This window comes from Rhodanobacter sp. GW835-FHT13D09 (genome assembly GCF_058793995.1).
On the sequence record NZ_JBXAGL010000010.1, the window covers coordinates 1 to 16,569 of the forward strand.

Annotated in this window: 14 protein-coding genes; 13 read left to right on the plus strand and 1 reads right to left on the minus strand. The window is 68.3% G+C overall.

The window, feature by feature from the left end:
- Nucleotides 1-388 precede the first annotated feature (388 nt).
- A complete protein-coding gene (gene glpK, locus AC1Q5A_RS13295) occupies nucleotides 389-1,888 on the plus strand; it encodes a glycerol kinase GlpK (protein ID WP_492701352.1) in 1,500 nt (499 codons plus the stop codon).
- 53 nt (nucleotides 1,889-1,941) lie between these two features.
- On the opposite strand, the gene AC1Q5A_RS13300 is transcribed toward glpK, so the two are convergent.
- On the minus strand, nucleotides 1,942-2,877 hold the full coding sequence (locus AC1Q5A_RS13300) for a carbohydrate kinase family protein (protein ID WP_492701354.1): 936 nt from the start codon (nucleotides 2,875-2,877) through the stop codon (nucleotides 1,942-1,944).
- 276 nt (nucleotides 2,878-3,153) lie between these two features.
- Here AC1Q5A_RS13300 and AC1Q5A_RS13305 point away from each other — a divergent pair, with 276 nt between their 5' ends.
- The 12 genes from AC1Q5A_RS13305 to AC1Q5A_RS13360 all read left to right on the plus strand — a co-directional run bounded on the left by AC1Q5A_RS13305 (nucleotide 3,154) and on the right by AC1Q5A_RS13360 (nucleotide 16,542).
- Nucleotides 3,154-4,200, plus strand: a complete 1,047-nt coding sequence (locus tag AC1Q5A_RS13305) for a rod shape-determining protein (protein ID WP_492623688.1) — start codon at nucleotides 3,154-3,156, stop codon at nucleotides 4,198-4,200.
- Between the two features lie 15 nt (nucleotides 4,201-4,215).
- Nucleotides 4,216-5,163: a rod shape-determining protein MreC gene (mreC, locus tag AC1Q5A_RS13310; protein ID WP_492701356.1), complete on the plus strand. Its 948-nt coding sequence runs from the start codon at nucleotides 4,216-4,218 to the stop codon at nucleotides 5,161-5,163.
- The gene (mreD, locus tag AC1Q5A_RS13315) at nucleotides 5,160-5,645 is read left to right on the plus strand and encodes a rod shape-determining protein MreD (RefSeq protein WP_492701358.1); all 486 of its coding nucleotides are present in this window, start codon (nucleotides 5,160-5,162) and stop codon (nucleotides 5,643-5,645) included. Before mreC ends, mreD begins: the two co-directional genes overlap by 4 nt.
- Before the next feature lie 16 nt (nucleotides 5,646-5,661).
- On the plus strand, nucleotides 5,662-7,668 hold the full coding sequence (gene mrdA, locus AC1Q5A_RS13320) for a penicillin-binding protein 2 (RefSeq protein ID WP_492701360.1): 2,007 nt from the start codon (nucleotides 5,662-5,664) through the stop codon (nucleotides 7,666-7,668).
- Entirely contained in the window at nucleotides 7,665-8,780 is a 1,116-nt protein-coding gene (gene rodA / locus AC1Q5A_RS13325) for a rod shape-determining protein RodA (protein WP_492701362.1), read from the plus strand. Before mrdA ends, rodA begins: the two co-directional genes overlap by 4 nt.
- A gap of 96 nt (nucleotides 8,781-8,876) precedes the next feature.
- Nucleotides 8,877-9,893, plus strand: coding sequence for a lytic murein transglycosylase B (gene mltB / locus AC1Q5A_RS13330; protein WP_492701364.1), 1,017 nt, complete (start codon nucleotides 8,877-8,879; stop codon nucleotides 9,891-9,893).
- Nucleotides 9,890-10,801: a septal ring lytic transglycosylase RlpA family protein gene (locus tag AC1Q5A_RS13335; protein WP_492701366.1), complete on the plus strand. Its 912-nt coding sequence runs from the start codon at nucleotides 9,890-9,892 to the stop codon at nucleotides 10,799-10,801. Before mltB ends, AC1Q5A_RS13335 begins: the two co-directional genes overlap by 4 nt.
- A 75-nt stretch (nucleotides 10,802-10,876) precedes the next feature.
- Nucleotides 10,877-12,130 (plus strand): D-alanyl-D-alanine carboxypeptidase family protein, encoded by a 1,254-nt coding sequence (locus AC1Q5A_RS13340; RefSeq protein ID WP_492701368.1) that lies wholly within the window; start codon nucleotides 10,877-10,879, stop codon nucleotides 12,128-12,130.
- Nucleotides 12,130-12,420 (plus strand): DUF493 family protein, encoded by a 291-nt coding sequence (locus AC1Q5A_RS13345; protein ID WP_492701370.1) that lies wholly within the window; start codon nucleotides 12,130-12,132, stop codon nucleotides 12,418-12,420. The genes AC1Q5A_RS13340 and AC1Q5A_RS13345 overlap by 1 nt, the downstream gene beginning before the upstream one ends.
- A gap of 196 nt (nucleotides 12,421-12,616) precedes the next feature.
- Complete coding sequence (gene lipB, locus AC1Q5A_RS13350) at nucleotides 12,617-13,273, plus strand: lipoyl(octanoyl) transferase LipB (protein WP_492701644.1); 657 nt, start codon at nucleotides 12,617-12,619, stop codon at nucleotides 13,271-13,273.
- Between the two features lie 9 nt (nucleotides 13,274-13,282).
- Nucleotides 13,283-14,293 (plus strand): lipoyl synthase, encoded by a 1,011-nt coding sequence (lipA, locus tag AC1Q5A_RS13355; protein WP_492701372.1) that lies wholly within the window; start codon nucleotides 13,283-13,285, stop codon nucleotides 14,291-14,293.
- Between the two features lie 8 nt (nucleotides 14,294-14,301).
- The gene (locus AC1Q5A_RS13360) at nucleotides 14,302-16,542 is read left to right on the plus strand and encodes a carboxy terminal-processing peptidase (RefSeq protein WP_492701374.1); all 2,241 of its coding nucleotides are present in this window, start codon (nucleotides 14,302-14,304) and stop codon (nucleotides 16,540-16,542) included.
- Nucleotides 16,543-16,569 lie beyond the last annotated feature (27 nt).

The following is a 16,569-nucleotide window of genomic DNA, read 5'->3' on the forward strand; positions in this document are numbered from 1 at the left end:
GGTGGGGGTTTTTCTTTGATGCGGTGGCGACCGCAGGTCGCGACCCGCAACAGGTCACCGCCAGGGGCTTTTTCCTGGAAGGCCTCCCCTCCAGGGGAGGCCTTCGTCTTTGTGGCGTTTAAATCGCCCAGCCGTCGCCGCGTCCGAAGGGCGTGACCCCACTGCCTACTCGTTTGTCCGCTTCATCAAGGTGCGCAGCATGGGCTGTGGCAGATCCCGCGGCACCTGATTTTCGTGATCCCGGCGCTCGCGTTGATCGATAAGCTGGCACCGCCCATCGGCAGGCAGGCCACGACGCATTGAAAGCGGGGGAATGCTGTACGGCAATCGCTCGCCGCACCGGCCAGTTGCTACTCTTCGCCGACGGGTTGGCGCGAAAGGATCAGCCGTGGCGCAACGCTATATATTGGCGATAGATCAGGGCACGACCAGCTCGCGCGCGATGCTGTTCGATCAAGCGGGCGCAGTGGCCGGCGTGGCGCAACGCGAGGTCTGCCAGATCTTTCCGCAGCCCGGCTGGGTGGAGCAGGACCCGCGGGAGATCCTGGCCAGCGTGCTGGCGACGGTGGCCGAGGTACTGGCTTCGGCACGGGTGGGCGCCGGCGAAGTGGCCGGCATCGGCATCACCAATCAGCGCGAGACCACCGTGGTGTGGGATCGCCACACCGGTGAGCCGGTCTACAACGCGATCGTGTGGCAGTCGCGGCAGAGCCTGGCGGTGTGCGAGCGGTTGGAGGCGGAAGGCTATGCGGCGCTGGTGCGCGGGAAGACCGGGCTGCTGATCGACGCGTATTTTTCCGGCAGCAAGATCCGCTGGATTCTCGATCATGTCGGTGGTGCCCGTGCCCGTGCAGAGCGTGGCGATCTGCTGTTCGGCACGATCGACAGCTGGCTGATCTGGAATCTCAGTGGCGGCAAGCTGCATGTCACCGATGTCAGCAATGCCGCGCGCACGCTGCTGTTCGACATCCATGCGCGGCGCTGGGACGACGAGCTGCTGCGCATGCTGGACATCCCGCGCAGCCTGCTGCCGCAGGTGCGTTCGTGCAGCGAAGTCCATGGCCTTACTGCAGCCTTGCCCGGCCTGCCGGCCGGGGTGCCGATCGGCGGCGTGGCCGGCGACCAGCAGGCGGCGTTGTTCGGCCAGGCCTGCTTCACCCCCGGCATGGCCAAGAACACCTACGGTACCGGCTGTTTCATGCTGATGAACACGGGGACACAGGCAGTGCCCTCGAGGCACGGCCTGCTGACCACGATCGCCTGGGAGCTGGATGGTGTCGTCGAATACGCGCTGGAAGGCAGCATCTTCGTCGCCGGCTCGGTGGTGCAGTGGCTGCGCGATGGCCTGCAGATGCTGGTGCACGCCAGCGATTCGCAGGCGTGCGCCGAGAGCGTGGATTCCAGCGACGGCGTGTACCTGGTGCCGGCTTTCGTCGGGCTGGGCGCCCCGTACTGGCGCAGCGACGTGCGCGGCGCGATGTTCGGACTGTCGCGCGGCACCCGCAAGGAGCACGTGGTGCGCGCGGCGCTGGAGTCGATGGCCTACCAGTCGCGCGACGTGCTGGCCGCGATGGAGGCCGACGCCGGCATCCCGCTGAAGGAATTGCGCGCGGATGGCGGAGCGATCGCCAACGACTTCATGGCACAGTTCCAGAGCGACATGCTGGGTGTACCGGTGCTGCGGCCGAAGATCGCCGAGACCACCGCGCTGGGCGCCGCCTACCTGGCCGGCCTGGCCGTGGGCTTCTGGGAAAGCCGCGAGCAGATCGCGGCGCTGTGGCAGGTGGACCGCCGCTTCGAGCCGGCGATGGACGAGTCGGTCCGCGACCGCCTTTACCGCGGCTGGCGCGATGCAGTGAACGCCACCATCGGCTTTCGGGTTGGCTGAAATGCACCGGGCCCGCGCGTGGGGGCCCGGTCGTCGCCGCGTCGAGGCGGGAATCAGTCCAGCGCGTAACCGAACTGGTCGAGGAATGCCGCGGCGAACTCGGCGTAGTCGAAGTGCTGGTTCTGGGTGCCCGGATGTTCCACTTTCAATGCGCCCATCAGCGAGGCCATGCGGCCTACCGTCGGCCAGTCCTTGCCGCGCATGATGCCGAAGATCAGGCCGGCGCGGTACGCGTCGCCGCAGCCGGTCGGATCCACCACCCGGCGCTCGCGCGCCGGCGGGATGACGTGGGTGTCGCCGCCCACGTGGATGACCGAACCTCGCGGGCCCTGGGTCACGATGTACGCCGTCACCCGTTCGGCGATCTCGGCGGCGCTCCAGCCGGTGCGTGCCTGCAGCAGCTGCGATTCGTAGTCGTTGACGATCACGTAGGTCGACTTCGTGATCATCGCGCGGAACTCGTCACCGCTGAACAGCGGCATCGCCTGGCCGGGGTCGAACACGAACGGCACGTCGCGCGCGGCGAATTCGTCCACGTGCTGCAGCATCGCCTCGCGGCCATCCGGGGCGACGATCGCGAAGTCGATCCCGGGGATGTCGCGCACGTGGTTTTCCTGCGCGCTGGACATCGCGCCGGGATGGAAGGCGGTGATCTGGTTGTTGTCCAGGTCGGTGGTGATGAAGCACTGCGGGGTGAACTGGTCGTCAAACACGCGCACGCCGTCGAGCCGGATGCCGCACTGCTCCATGTGCGCGCGATACGGTGCGAAATCCTGGCCCACCGCGGCCACCGGCAGCGGGTCGCCGCCCAGCAGCTTGAGGTTGTAGGCGATATTGCCGGCGCAGCCGCCGAACTCGCGGCGCATCCGCGGCACCAGGAACGACACGTTCAGGATGTGCATCTGGTCGGGCAGGATGTGGTTCTTGAACTGGTCCTGGAACACCATGATGGTGTCGTAGGCCAGCGATCCGCAGATGACGGCAGACATGATGAGCGGAAGCCCCGGGCAGAGGTGGAAAGGTCGCGGATGCCGCGGTCGGCCGGACGCCGAACCGGCCGGTTCCGGCCAAAGGCTGGAATCGTACCGTCATCCGCCCCTGTTGGCGAATTTCCGCGATCGCATCCAGTTCATTCCGCCGCGCAGAATGTGTGCTTATGGTCGTGTTGTGGAAGGGTTTCTTAACGTTATTGTCCTTGCGCATGCCTGCTACGCTGACTAGACTGGCCAGCTTACTTTTTAGCCAAGCCGAGCCACGGCGGACCCATGTTCAAGAAGTTTCGCGGGATCTTTTCCAACGACATCTCCATCGACCTCGGCACCGCCAACACGCTGATCTATGTGCGTGGCCAGGGCATCGTATTGAACGAACCCTCGGTGGTGGCGATCCGTCAGGACCGCGGCCCCGGCGGCCCGCGCACGATCGCGGCGGTCGGCAGCGAGGCCAAGCGCATGCTCGGCCGCACCCCGGGCAACATCGCCACCGTGCGGCCGATGAAGGACGGCGTGATCGCCGACTTCACCATGACCGAGGCGATGCTGCAGCACTTCATCAAGCAGGTGCACAAGTCGCGTCTGCTGCGGCCGAGCCCGCGCGTGCTGGTCTGCGTGCCGTGCGGCTCAACCCAGGTGGAGCGGCGTGCGATCAAGGAATCGGCCGAAGGCGCCGGTGCGCGCGACGTGTTCCTGATCGAGGAGCCGATGGCCGCCGCTATCGGCGCCGGCATCCCGGTGCACGAGGCGCGCGGCGCGATGGTGCTGGACATCGGCGGCGGCACCTCCGAGGTGGCGGTGATCTCGCTCAACGGCATCGTCTACTCGCAGTCGGTGCGCGTGGGCGGCGACCGCTTTGACGAGGCGATCATCAACTACGTGCGGCGCAACCACGGCACCCTGATCGGCGAATCGACCGCCGAGCGGATCAAGCTGCAGATCGGTTGCGCGTTCCCGCAGGGCGAGGTCAAGGAGATCGAGATCTCCGGCCGCAACCTGGCCGAGGGCGTGCCGCGCATGTTCACGATCAACTCCAACGAGATCCTCGAGGCGCTCCACGAGCCGCTGGCCGGCATCGTGGCGGCGGTGAAGTCGGCGCTGGAGCAGACCCCGCCGGAACTGTGTTCCGACGTCGCCGAGCGCGGCATCGTGCTGACCGGCGGCGGCGCGCTGCTGCGCGACCTCGACCGGCTGATCTCCGAGGAGACCGGCCTGCATGTGCAGGTGGCGGACGATCCGCTGACCTGCGTGGCGCGTGGTGGCGGCAAGGCGCTGGAGCTGATCGATCAGCACGGCAGCGACTTCTTCGCGCCCGAATAAGGCCGGGGCCGTCGGATGGCGCGCACGCGCGACGAGTCTTCGCCGCTGTTCGCCGGCAATGCCGCGGGCACGCTGCGGCTGATCGTCTACCTCGCGCTTGCCGTGGTGCTGATGGTGCTCGACCATCGCAACGGCTGGTTGTGGCGCCTGCGCTACGCCACGGCGGCCGTAGTGGAGCCGGTGTATCGGCTGGCCGGACTGCCGGCGGCCGGGGTCCGCGCGGTGAGCGTGACCTTTGCCGACCGCCAGCGGCTGACCGAGCAGAACCAGCGCCTGCGCGAAGACCTGTTGCTGGCCAACGCCAAGTTGAACCGGATGGCTGCGGTGGCCGAGCAGAACCAGCGCCTGAAGGAGTTGCTCGATACCCAGCACAGCCTGAATCTGAACGTGCAGCTGGCGCGGGTGATCGGCGTGGACCTCGGCGCCTACCGCTACGAGCTCACCCTGAACATGGGTGCCCGCGACGGCGTCAGGTCGGGCCAGCCGGTGATCGATGCGCACGGCGTGATGGGCCAGGTGAAGGAGGTGCTGCCGACCACCTCGATGGTGATGCTGATCACCGACCCGTCGCACGCGATCCCGGTGGTGATCGAGCGCACCGGCCTGCGCACGGTGGCCTATGGCTCGCGCGACGGCGCCGAGCTCAGCCTGCCGAACATTCCGCAGGCCGCCGACGTGCGTGCGGGTGACAAGTTGCTCACCTCCGGTCTCGGCGGGCGTTTCCCGCCGGGCTTCCCGGTCGGCGAGGTGCGTTCGGTGGCGCCGTCGGCGAGCGGCATGTTCCTGGTGGCGATGGCTCGGCCGTCCGCGGATCTCGACCGCAGCGAGGACGTGCTGCTGCTGCACGACCAGGCCGAGCCCGATGGTCCGCCCGCGCCGGTGACGCCGATGGGGCCGCCGCGTGACCTGGCGCCGGCTGCCTCCGCCGCTGCTCCGCCAGCGGCCAGCGGGGTACAGCGATGAACCGGCAGCGGCTGAGCCTGTGGTGGTTCGTCGGCACGCTGGTGTTCGCCCTGCTGTCGATGCTGGTGCCGCTGCCCGGCGCGCTGGAGCCGTTCAAGCCGTACTGGCCGGCGCTGTTCCTGCTGTACTGGTCGCTGGAGTCGGAAGACCGCGTCACCCTGGGGCTGGCCTTCATGGTGGGCCTGGCCGCGGACCTGCTCAACGGCGTGGTGCTAGGCGAGCAGGCGCTGCGCCTCACCGCGCTGGTGTTCATCGCGCTGCGCTTCCGCTCGCGGCTGCGTTTTTTCCCGATGTGGCAGCAGGCGCTGGCGGTGCTGGCGCTGCTGCTGAACGACCGCATCCTGCTGCTGATCGTGCGCGTGCTGGCCGGCGCCTCGCTGCCGCCGGCAAGCTGGTGGATCTCGCCGTTCGTGGGCGCCGCGCTGTGGCCGTTCCTGTTCCTGCTGCTGGACGACCTGCGCGCGCGGCTGCGGATCCAATGAGACATGAACCAGTGACATGAAGCCCCGGCGCTCGATCAAGGATCCCCGCGGCGAAAGCCTGCTGTTCCGGCGCCGCGCGCTGGCCGGTTTCGTGCTGATCGTGCTGTGCCTGTGCCTGCTGCTGAGCCGCTTCGTGTTCCTGCAGGTGATGCATCACGACGAGTTCGTCACCCGCTCGCAGGCCAACCGGGTCAAGCCGCGTGCGATCCCGCCGGCGCGCGGGCTGATCTACGACCGCAACGGCGTGCTGCTGGCCGACAATGTGCCCGCGTTCCGGCTGGAAGTGGTGCCCGAGCAGGTCAAGGACATGCCGGCGATGCTGGCCGAGCTGGGCAAGGTGGTGCCGCTGGACCCGGACGACCTGGACGCGTTCCGCAAGCAGCTGCGGCAGAGCCGGCGCTTCGAGAACGTGCCGCTGAAGATGCGCCTGACCGAGGACGAGATCGACCGCTTCGCGGTGAACCGCTGGCGCTTTCCCGGCGTGGACGTGGTGCCCTACCTGACCCGGCGCTATCCGCTGGGCGGGCTGTTCGCGCACGTGGTGGGCTACGTCGGACGCATCGACGCCGAGGACCTGGACCGGCTCGATCCGGTGCGCTACAAGGGCACCAGCCACGTTGGCCGCAGCGGCATCGAGCGCTCCTACGAGAACGTGCTGCACGGCACGCCCGGCTACGAGCTGCTGGAGGTGAACGCCGACGGGCGCACCCAGCGCGTGCTGGAAACGCATGCGCCGACGCCGGGCAGGAATCTCTACCTGAGCATTGACGTGCGGCTGCAGAAGGCCGCCGAGTCGGCCTTTGCTGGGCGGCCTGGCGCGGCGGTGGCGATCGACCCGCGCAACGGCCAGGTGCTGGCGATGGTCAGCGTGCCCACCTTCGACCCCAACCTGTTCGTCAACGGCATCAGCCAGGCCGACTACAGCGCGCTGACCACCGACCCGGACAAGCCGCTGTACAACCGCGCGCTGCGCGGCGTGTATCCGCCCGGTTCCACTGTGAAGCCGCTGGTCGGCCTGGCCGGGCTGGAAACCGGCCTGCGCACGCCGCAGGACACCGTGGTCTCCACCGGCGTGTTCTACATTCCGGGTCAGCAGCGCGGCTATCGCGACGACCAGCGCGGCGGCGTGGGGCGGGTCGACCTGCTCGGCGCGATCGAGCAGTCGGTGAACACCTATTTCTACAAGCTCGCGCTGGACATGGGCATCGACCGCTTCAGCGAGTACATGGGCAAGTTCGGCTTCGGCCGGCCGACCGGGATCGACCTGATCGGCGAATCCTCCGGCGTGCTTCCCTCGCGCGAATGGAAGGCGGCCAACTTCCGCCAGCCGTGGTACCCCGGCGAGACGGTGATCGCCGGCATCGGCCAGGGTTTCTGGGCGGTCACGCCGTTGCAGCTGGGCCACGCCATCGCCACCTTCGCCGGCCACGGCGTGCCGTACGCGCCGCGTCTGGTGATGGCCACCCAGGACGGCGTCAACGCGCAACCGCAACCGCTGGCCAACCCGCCCAGCGGGCCATCGGTGATCCGCAAGCCGGCCGACTGGGACGTGGTGAACCAGGGCATGCAGCGGGTGATCTACGGTGCCAAGGGCACCGGGCGCCGGCTCGGCGTCGGCTTCCCCTACCTGATGGCCGGCAAGAGCGGCACCGCCGAGCGCTTCTCGCGCACTTCCGAGGCCTACGACACCAACCGCAGCACGGCCTATCTGGCCAGTCGCCACCGCGCCTGGTTCGTCGCCTACGCGCCGGCCGACAATCCGCAGATCGCGGTGGCGGCGATCCTCGAATCCGGTGCCTGGGGCGCAGAGGCGGCCGGGCCGATCGTGCGCACCATCCTCGATACCTGGCTCGCCGCGCACGACGGCGTTATCCCCGGCGCGGAGCGCCTGCCGGTGACGGCGGCGCCGCTGGCGCCGGTCGCCGCGCCGGCGGCGACGGCCCCGCCCGATGCCGCCCTGGAAGACGACGGCCCGGTCGAAGACCTGCCGGCACAGGCCACCACAACGGGAGGCACGCCATGATCGAGGCGTTATATGCGCGTGCGCACCGCTTCCTGCGCCGCATCCTGATCCGGCCGCGGATCGACCTGCCGCTGGCGTTCAGCCTGTTCCTGCTGGCCTCGATCGGTCTGGTCACGTTGTACAGCGCCGGCGACGGTAGTCTGGCGCTGGTCGGCGGCCAGGCCGGCCGCTTCGTGCTGGGTGCCATGCTGCTGCTGCTGGTGTCGCGCATCCCGCCGTCGACTCTGCGCAGCTGGACGCCATGGCTGTACGCCGGCAGCACCGCCCTGCTGGTGGTGGTGGCGATCCTGGGCGAGGGCCGCGGCTCGACCCGCTGGCTGCACCTCGGCTTCATGCGCTTCCAGCCGTCCGAGCTGCTCAAGCTGACCATGCCGATGATGGTGGCCTGGTACCTGCACCCGCGCCAGCTGCCGCCGGGCTGGAAGGACATCGTGATGGTCGGCCTGCTGATCGCGATCCCGGCGGGGCTGATCGCCGAGCAACCGGACCTGGGCACCGCGGTGCTGGTGACCGCGGCCGGCGCGTTCGCGCTGTTCCTGTCCGGCATGGCGTGGTGGCGCATCGGCCTGCTGGTCGGCGCGGTGGCCGGGATGATCCCGGTCGGCTGGCACTTCATGCACCAGTACCAGCGCGAGCGCGTGCTGACCCTGCTCAACCCGGAGTCCGACCCGCTCGGCAACGGCTGGCACATCATCCAGTCGCAGATCGCGGTGGGTTCCGGTGGCGTGTTCGGCAAGGGCTGGCAGCACAGCACGCAGTCGCGGCTGGACTTCCTGCCCGAGCACACCACCGACTTCATCTTCGCGGTGTTCTCCGAAGAGTTCGGCCTGGTCGGGGTGGCCGCGCTGGTTGCGTTGTACGCGTTCATCATCGGTCGCTGCCTGTGGATCGCGATGGAGGCGCGCGATACCTACTCGCGTCTGCTCGCCGGCGCGATCGGCATGAGCTTCTTCGTCTACGTGTTCGTCAACGGCGGCATGGTCGCCGGCATGCTGCCGGTGGTCGGCGTGCCGATGCCGCTGATCAGCTACGGCGGCACCTCGGCGGTGTCGCTGCTGACCGGGTTCGGCGTGCTGATGTCGATCCACGCCAACCGCAAGATGCATATTTGAACGTTGCCGATTTCCTGCCCGCCATTCGCCCGGAGTTGCCCGCGCGTGCGTGCTAGGCTTTCGACGACATCGGTCTTCTGTGAGCGAAGCCACCACATGACAGTCGCGCCTGTGCCGGTCCCGGCCCATTTCCTCGCCATCCTCGGCCTGCTGTGGGTGGGAGTCTCGGCCTCGGCCCCGGCTACGGCGACGGTGCACCCCGGACAGGCGGAGCTGGTGCGCGAGGTCGCGCAGGAGACCGGCAAGAGCCCGCAGGCGCTGAACGCGCTGCTCGACGGCGCGAAGATGCAGCAGGGCATTCTCGATGCGATCAGCCGCCCGGCCGAGGCGAAGCCTTGGAAGGATTACCGGCCGATCTTCCTCACCGACCAGCGCATCCGTGACGGCGTCGCGTTCTATCGCGAACATCGCGCGCTGCTGGAGCAGATCGGCAAACAGTACGGTGTAGCGCCGCAGTACATCGTGGCGATCGTCGGCGTGGAGACCAGTTACGGCCGCATCACCGGCCGATACAAGGTGCTCGACGCACTGGTCACGCTGGGCCTGTACTACCCGCCGCGGGCGAAGTTCTTCCGCGAGCAGCTGAAGGAATTGCTGAGCCTGCCGGACAATCATCTGGCTGGCCCGCTCGACACGCTCACCGGCTCCTACGCCGGCGCGCAGGGCTGGGGCCAGTTCATGCCCGGCAGCATCCGCGATTTCGCGGTGGACGCCGACCACGACGGCCGCATCGACCTTTCGAACTCGCTGCCGGACATCTTCGCCAGCGTGGCCAACTATTTCGTGAAGCATGGCTGGGTCGACGGCGGCCCGGTCGCGGCCCGGGCGCAACCGGATGCGGCGGCCCGGCCGATCGCGGTCAAGGACGCCGCGCCGCAGTGGCCGTTGGAGCAGCTGGAGGCGTGGGGCTACGCGCCGTTGCAACGGCTGTCGCCGGGCGAGGCGGCCAGCCTGCAGACGCTGGAAGGCCCGAACGGGCCGGAGTACTGGTTCACCTTCCGGAATTTCTACGTGATCACCCGCTACAACCGCAGCCCGCTGTACGCTATGGTGGTCAACCAGCTGGCGCAGGCGATCGCTGCCGGTGCTGACCAGGCGGGCGCCGCACGATGAGGGCGGCAGGCGTGGCGGCGTTGCTGCTGGCGGCGTTGCTGCTCGCCGGCTGCGGCGGCGCGAAGACGAGGAAGCCGGGCTACGGCGCCAGCGGCAGCCGCGGCGGCGCGGCGCGCGGCGCCGACGAGAGGCGGGAGGGCGGTTTTCGCGACGACCTCAGCCAGTCGCAGGAACGGCGCTATCGCGACAGCGCCGACAGCGTGCCGCCGCCACTGGACGTCAGCAAGCTGGTCGAGCCGGTGCCGAAGGTCGAGCCACGCTCGCTGTACGGCAACAAGTCGCCGTATACCGTGCGCGGGCAGACCTACCGCGTGCTGTCCAGCGCGCGCGACTACGACGAGCGCGGCATCGCCTCGTTCTACGGCAACAAGTTCCACGGCTACAAGACCTCCAGCCTGGAAAACTACGACATGTATGCGTTCAGCGCGGCCAGCACCACCCTGCCGCTGCCCAGCTACGCGCGCGTGACCAACCTGGAAAACGGCAAGAGCGTGATCGTGCGGGTCAACGATCGCGGCCCGTTCCATGACAACCGCCTGATCGACCTGTCCTACGCCGCGGCGGTGAAGATCGGCATCTGGCCCAAGGGCACCGGCCTGGTCGAGGTGCGCGGGATCGACCCCGGGCAGCCGCTGCAGGAACTGCCGGCGCCGGTCGTGGTCACAGGCGGACACCCGGGAATCTACCTGCAGGTGGGCGCGTTCGCCGATGCGGAGAATGCCGAGCGGCTGGCACGGCGCCTGCGTCAGGCCGACCTGGGCGAGGTGCAGGTGAACGAGGCCATGGTCAATGGCCGGCGCGTGCGCCGGGTGCGGATCGGGCCGCTGGCCAGCGTGGACCGCGCCGACCAGGTCAGCGCCCGGATCGAAGGCATGGGCCTGCCGCGGCCCCAGGTCGCGGTAGACTGAGCAGGTTTTTCCACATCTTTTCCCATCGCGTCGGCAGCGCCGCGCCGACACCCAGCCACCGGACTGAACAACACGATGAATTTTTCCCGCCGCACCCTGATCCCGTTCGCCGCCCTTACGCTGCTGCTCGGCGCCGCCGTCGCCCAGACGCCGCCGCGCCCGTCGCCGGTACCGCGCCCGGTGGTTCCCGAGGCGCCGGTGCCGCCGCCGCCGGACGTCGACGGCAAGAGCTGGGTGCTGATGGACTACGCCACCGGCCAGATCCTCGCCAGCAAGGAGCCCGACCAGCGCGTGGAACCGGCCTCGATCACCAAGGTGATGACCGACTACGTGGTCTCCGCCGAGATCGCCAACGGCAAGATCCACATGACCGACCCGGTCACCATCAGCGAGAACGCCTGGCGCGGCGGCGGTGCCGGCACCGACGGCTCCACCAGCTTCCTCAAGCTCAACAGCCAGGTGCCGCTGAAGGACTTGCTGTACGGGATGATCATCCAGTCCGGCAACGACGCGGCAATCGCGCTGGCCGAGCACACCGCCGGCTCCGAACCGGCCTTCGCCGGCCTGATGAACGCCTACGCCAAGCAGCTCGGCATGGCCAACTCCAACTTCGAGAACGCCTCCGGCTACCCGATCGCGAACCACTACACCACCGCGCACGACATCGCGCTGCTGTCGCGCGCGCTGATCCACGACTTCCCCGAGGACTACGCGATCTCCGCGATCAAGGAGTTCGAGTGGAACGGCATCAAGCAGCACAACCGCAACACCCTGCTGTGGCGCGATCCCAGCGTGGACGGCATCAAGACCGGCCATACCGCCGCCGCCGGCTATTGCCTGGCCGCCTCGGCCAAGCAGGGCGAATCGCGCATGATCGCCATCGTGATGGGCGCCAGCAGCGAGAAGGCGCGCGCCGACTCGGCGATGGCCCTGCTCAACTACGGTTTCCGCTTCTACGAGACCCACAAGCTGTATGACGCCGGCAAGCCGCTGGCCACGCCGCGGCTGTGGAAGGGCGCCACGAACCAGCTGCCGCTGGGCGTCGCCGACAGCGTCCAGGTCACCGTCAAGCGTGGCCAGTACGACCAGCTCAAGGCCACCATGGACATCCCGGCCACGCTGATCGCGCCGTTCACCAAGGGCCAGCAGGTCGGCACGCTGCGCATCACGCTGGGCGGCCAGCCGGTGCAGAACGTACCGCTGGTGGCGCTGGCCGACGCGCCGCAGGGCGGCTTCTTCTCGCGCCTGTGGGACAGCATCCTGCTGTGGTTCCACAGCGACAAGAAAGCGGATGCCGAGGCGCCGGCCAAGGGCGCGGACGCGAAGTGATGCAGCCGGTCGACTTCAGCAAGGCGAAGCAGGAGGGCAAGGGCTTCCAGTTTCCCGGCGAATTCGAGGTCACCGCAGTCGGCAACGCCAGCGCGAACCTGCCGACCCACGTGCCGCAACTGCTGGAGCGCGCCGGCCTGCATGTGCTGCACGAGACCGTGCGGCACCGGCACTCCGGCGCGGGCAACTTCGTCTCGGTCACGGTCAGCTTCCGCTGCGACAGCCGCGAGCAGTACGAGGCGGCGCACCAGGCGCTGCGCGCCGATCCGGATATCCGGTACACGATGTGAGAGCCGGGAACAGGGAATCGGGAGTGGGAAATAGGGAAGGCTGGCGTCCTTGGTTGCCCATGCTTCGACGGACAGCATGAGCATCCCTTGCACCCTTCCCGCCGCCTCGAACAACGATTACCCGTCCCCATCTTTCCGATTCCCTTCGCCGACCGTGAACACCGATTCTCCATTCCCTATTCCCGATTCCCGGCCGCTGAAAATCCGCCGCCTCGGCCGCCAGCCGTACGCGGCGACCTGGCAGGCGATGAGCGCGTTCACCGACAATCGCACGGCGGACACGCCCGACGAGCTGTGGCTGCTGGAGCACGACCCGGTGTTCACCCTGGGCCAGGCCGGCAAGATGGAGCACGTGCTGGCGCCGGGCGACATCCCGGTGATTCCGGTGGATCGCGGTGGCCAGGTGACCTACCACGGGCCGGGCCAGATCGTCGGCTACCCGCTGATCGACCTGCGCCGGGCCGGCGTGGGCGTGCGCGAGCTGGTGCACCGGATCGAGCAGTCGCTGATCGACACGCTGGCGCACTGGAACGTGGTCGCGGCACGCCGCGAGGGCGCGCCCGGCGTCTACGTGGCCGACGCCAAGGTCGCCGCACTGGGCTTGCGCGTGCGCCGCGGCTGCAGCTTCCACGGGCTGGCCTTCAACGTGGCCATGGACCTGGAGCCGTTCCACCGCATCAATCCTTGCGGTTACAAGGGTTTGGCGGTCACGCAGCTGCTAGACTTGGGCGGTCCGTCGCGGTTGGCCGCGGTCGAGGACGTGCTGGTGGAGGAGTTCTGCCGCCAGTTCGGCTTCGCTGCCGAGCCCGCTGCCCCCATCCTGCCCGAACTCCCCGCCCGCGCAGCGGTCTGAGCTGTCTACATGAGCGAAACAACCGCCTCTTCCCCCAAGGTCATCCCGATCAGCGTCGTCGCCGGCGCGCCCGCCGCGGAAAAGCAGCTGGGCAACGACAAGATCGCGCTGAACCGCGCCGGTTTCGACACCAGCGTGCCGACCCTGCGCAAGCCCAGCTGGATCCGTGTGCGGCTGCCGCAGGGCAACGCCGTGCAGCAGTTGAAGGCACGCCTGCGCGAGAACTCGCTGGTCACGGTGTGCGAGGAAGCCTCCTGTCCGAACATCCACGAGTGCTTCAGCAAGGGCACCGCCACCTTCATGATCCTCGGCGAGGTGTGCACCCGCCGCTGCTCGTTCTGCGACGTGGCGCATGGCCGCCCGGTGGCGCCCGATCCGCTGGAACCGGCGCGGCTGGCCGAAACGATCCGCGACATGCGGCTGAAGTACGTGGTGATCACCTCGGTCGACCGCGACGACCTGCGCGACGGCGGCGCCGAGCACTTCGCCGCCTGCATCCGTGCCACGCGCCACGCCAGCCCGAACATCCGCATCGAGATCCTCACCCCGGATTTCCGCGGCAAGGGCCGCATGGAGCGCGCGCTCGAGGTGCTGAAGGACTTCCCGCCGGACGTGTTCAACCACAACCTGGAAACCGTGCCGCACCTGTACCGCGAGGTGCGCCCCGGCGCCGACTACCAGTGGTCGCTGGACCTGCTCAGGCGCTTCAAGGCGCAGCATCCCGAGGTGCCGACCAAGTCCGGCATCATGCTTGGCCTGGGCGAGACGATGGAGCAGGTGCTCGAGACGATGCGCGATCTGCGCGCCCATGACGTCGAGATGATCACCATCGGCCAGTACCTGCAGCCCACTCCGCACCATCATCCGGTGGTGCGCTACTGGACTCCCGAAGAATTCGAAGCGCTGCGCGCGGAAGGCGAGGCGATGGGCTTCCATCACGTCGCCTCCGGCCCGCTGGTGCGTTCGTCCTACCACGCCGATCTGCAGGCCCACGCGGCCGGGGTCACCGAGTCAGCCTGAGAACCTCCATGAAATTTCGTCCCGCGCTGGTCCTGCTGCTAGCCTTCACCGCGACCTGTGCGTTCGCGCAGTCGGCCGCCGACCTGGGCGCCGGCAAGGCCCGCAAGGCGGCCACCTGGCCGCTCGCGCCCACCACCAGCCAGGCGCAGGCCGCGCAGCTGTCGGCGCGCTTCCTGACCCGCTTCCACTACGATGCGCAGCCGCTCGACGACGCGATGTCGGCGCGCATCTACAAGGCCTACTTCAAGCTGCTCGACAGCGAGAAGGTGTTCTTCACCCAGGCCGACATGGCGAAGTTCGCGCCGTTGAAGACCAAGCTCGACGATGCGATCTGGAACCAGGATCTGTCCGCGCCGTTCGCCGTGTTCAACCTGTACCTGCAGCGTGCGGTCGAGCGCATGACCTATGCGCGCGAGCTGCTCAAGAAGGGCTTCGACTTCTCCGCCGACGAAAGCTACACGTTCGATCGCGAACACGCCGACTGGCCGAAGGACCAGGCCGAGCTCGACGACCTCTGGCGCAAGCGCACCAAGAACGACTGGCTGCGCCTGAAACTGGCCGGCAAGGACGATGCGGATATCCGCAAGACGCTGGACAAGCGCTACGCCGGCTACATCGAGCGGGTCAGGCAGCTTGACGGCCAGGACGCGTTCCAGACCTTCATGACCGCCTATGCCGAGACCACCGACCCGCACACCGACTACCTCGGCCCGCGCGCGGCGGAGAACTTCGACATCTCGATGAAGCTGTCGCTGGAAGGCATCGGCGCGGTGCTGCAGGCGCGCGACGACTACACCCAGATCCGCGAGCTGGTGCCGGGTGGCCCGGCCCTCAAGTCCGGCAAGGTCAAGGTCGGCGACCGCATCGTGGCCGTGGGCCAGGGCGACAAGGGCGCGATGGTCGAGGTGATCGGCTGGCGCCTGGACGACGTGGTCAACCTGATCCGCGGCAAGAAGGACACCACCGTGCGGCTGGAAGTCCTGCCGGCCGACACCGGCCTGGACGGCAAGCACGAGATGGTCAGCCTGGTGCGCCAGAAGGTCAGCATCGAGGAGCAGGCGGCGAAAAAGAAGGTCATCGAGATCAAGGACGGCGACGTCAGCCGCAAGATCGGCGTGATCGAGCTGCCTGCGTTCTACTCCGACTTCGGCGCACGCAGCGCCGGCGACAAGAACTACAAGAGCGCGACCCGCGACGTCACCAAGCTGCTCGGCGAGCTGAAGCAGGACGGCGTGCAGGGCGTAGTGGTGGACCTGCGCAACAACGGCGGCGGCTCGCTGGCCGAGGCCAATTCGCTGACCGGCCTGTTCATCGACAAGGGTCCGGTGGTACAGGTGCGCGACTCCCGCGGCGAGGTCGAGGTGCAGGGCGACGACCAGCCGGGCATGGCGTGGAGCGGCCCGCTGGCCGTGCTGGTCAACCGCGGCACGGCGTCGGCGTCGGAAATCTTCTCCGCTGCGATCCAGGACTACCACCGCGGCCTGGTGATCGGCGAACCGACCTTCGGCAAGGGCACCGTGCAGAACCTGGTCGACCTCGACCGCTACGCGCAGGGCGACAGCGAGAAGCCCGAGCTCGGCGAGCTGAAGATGACCATCCAGGAATTCTTCCGCATCAACGGCGGATCGACCCAGCTGAAGGGCGTCACCCCGGACATCGAGTTCCCGAAGAACGGCGACGACAAGGATTTCGGCGAGTCGACCTACGACAACGCGCTGAAGTGGACCCAGATCGCACCGGCGGACTACCAGGTGGTGGCCAACCTCAACGCCTACCTGCCCCAGCTGCAGAAACTGCACGCCGAGCGGACGGCGAAGTCGCCGGCGTGGAAGCTGATGCTGGACGAGCTGGCCCAGTACCGCGCGATGCGCGCCAAGACCTCGACTTCGCTGAATTTCGCCGCGCGCGAGGTCGAGCGCAAGCAGCTGGAGGCGGTCCAGGCCGATTTCCGCGCGCGGCACAGGGCCATCGACGGCACCGACGCCTCGCTCGCCGACGAGGCGAGCAGCCTCGACGACGGCCTCAACGCGAACGAGCGCAGCCTGAAGATCGAGCTGAAGCAGGAGAAGGATGCGAAGAAGGCGAAGGACGTGCAGCTCAACGAGACCGCGCACATCCTGTTCGACGCGCTCGGCATGATCAAGACCGATCCGAAGCTGGCCAGCGAAGTACTGCCCTATGGCGGAAAATACGGCGGCAGCCTCGCTGCGGCCCCCGCCGCGCCGGCGGCAGCGGAACCGGTGCATTGAAAAACCGCGCGATCGGGAAAAGGGCGG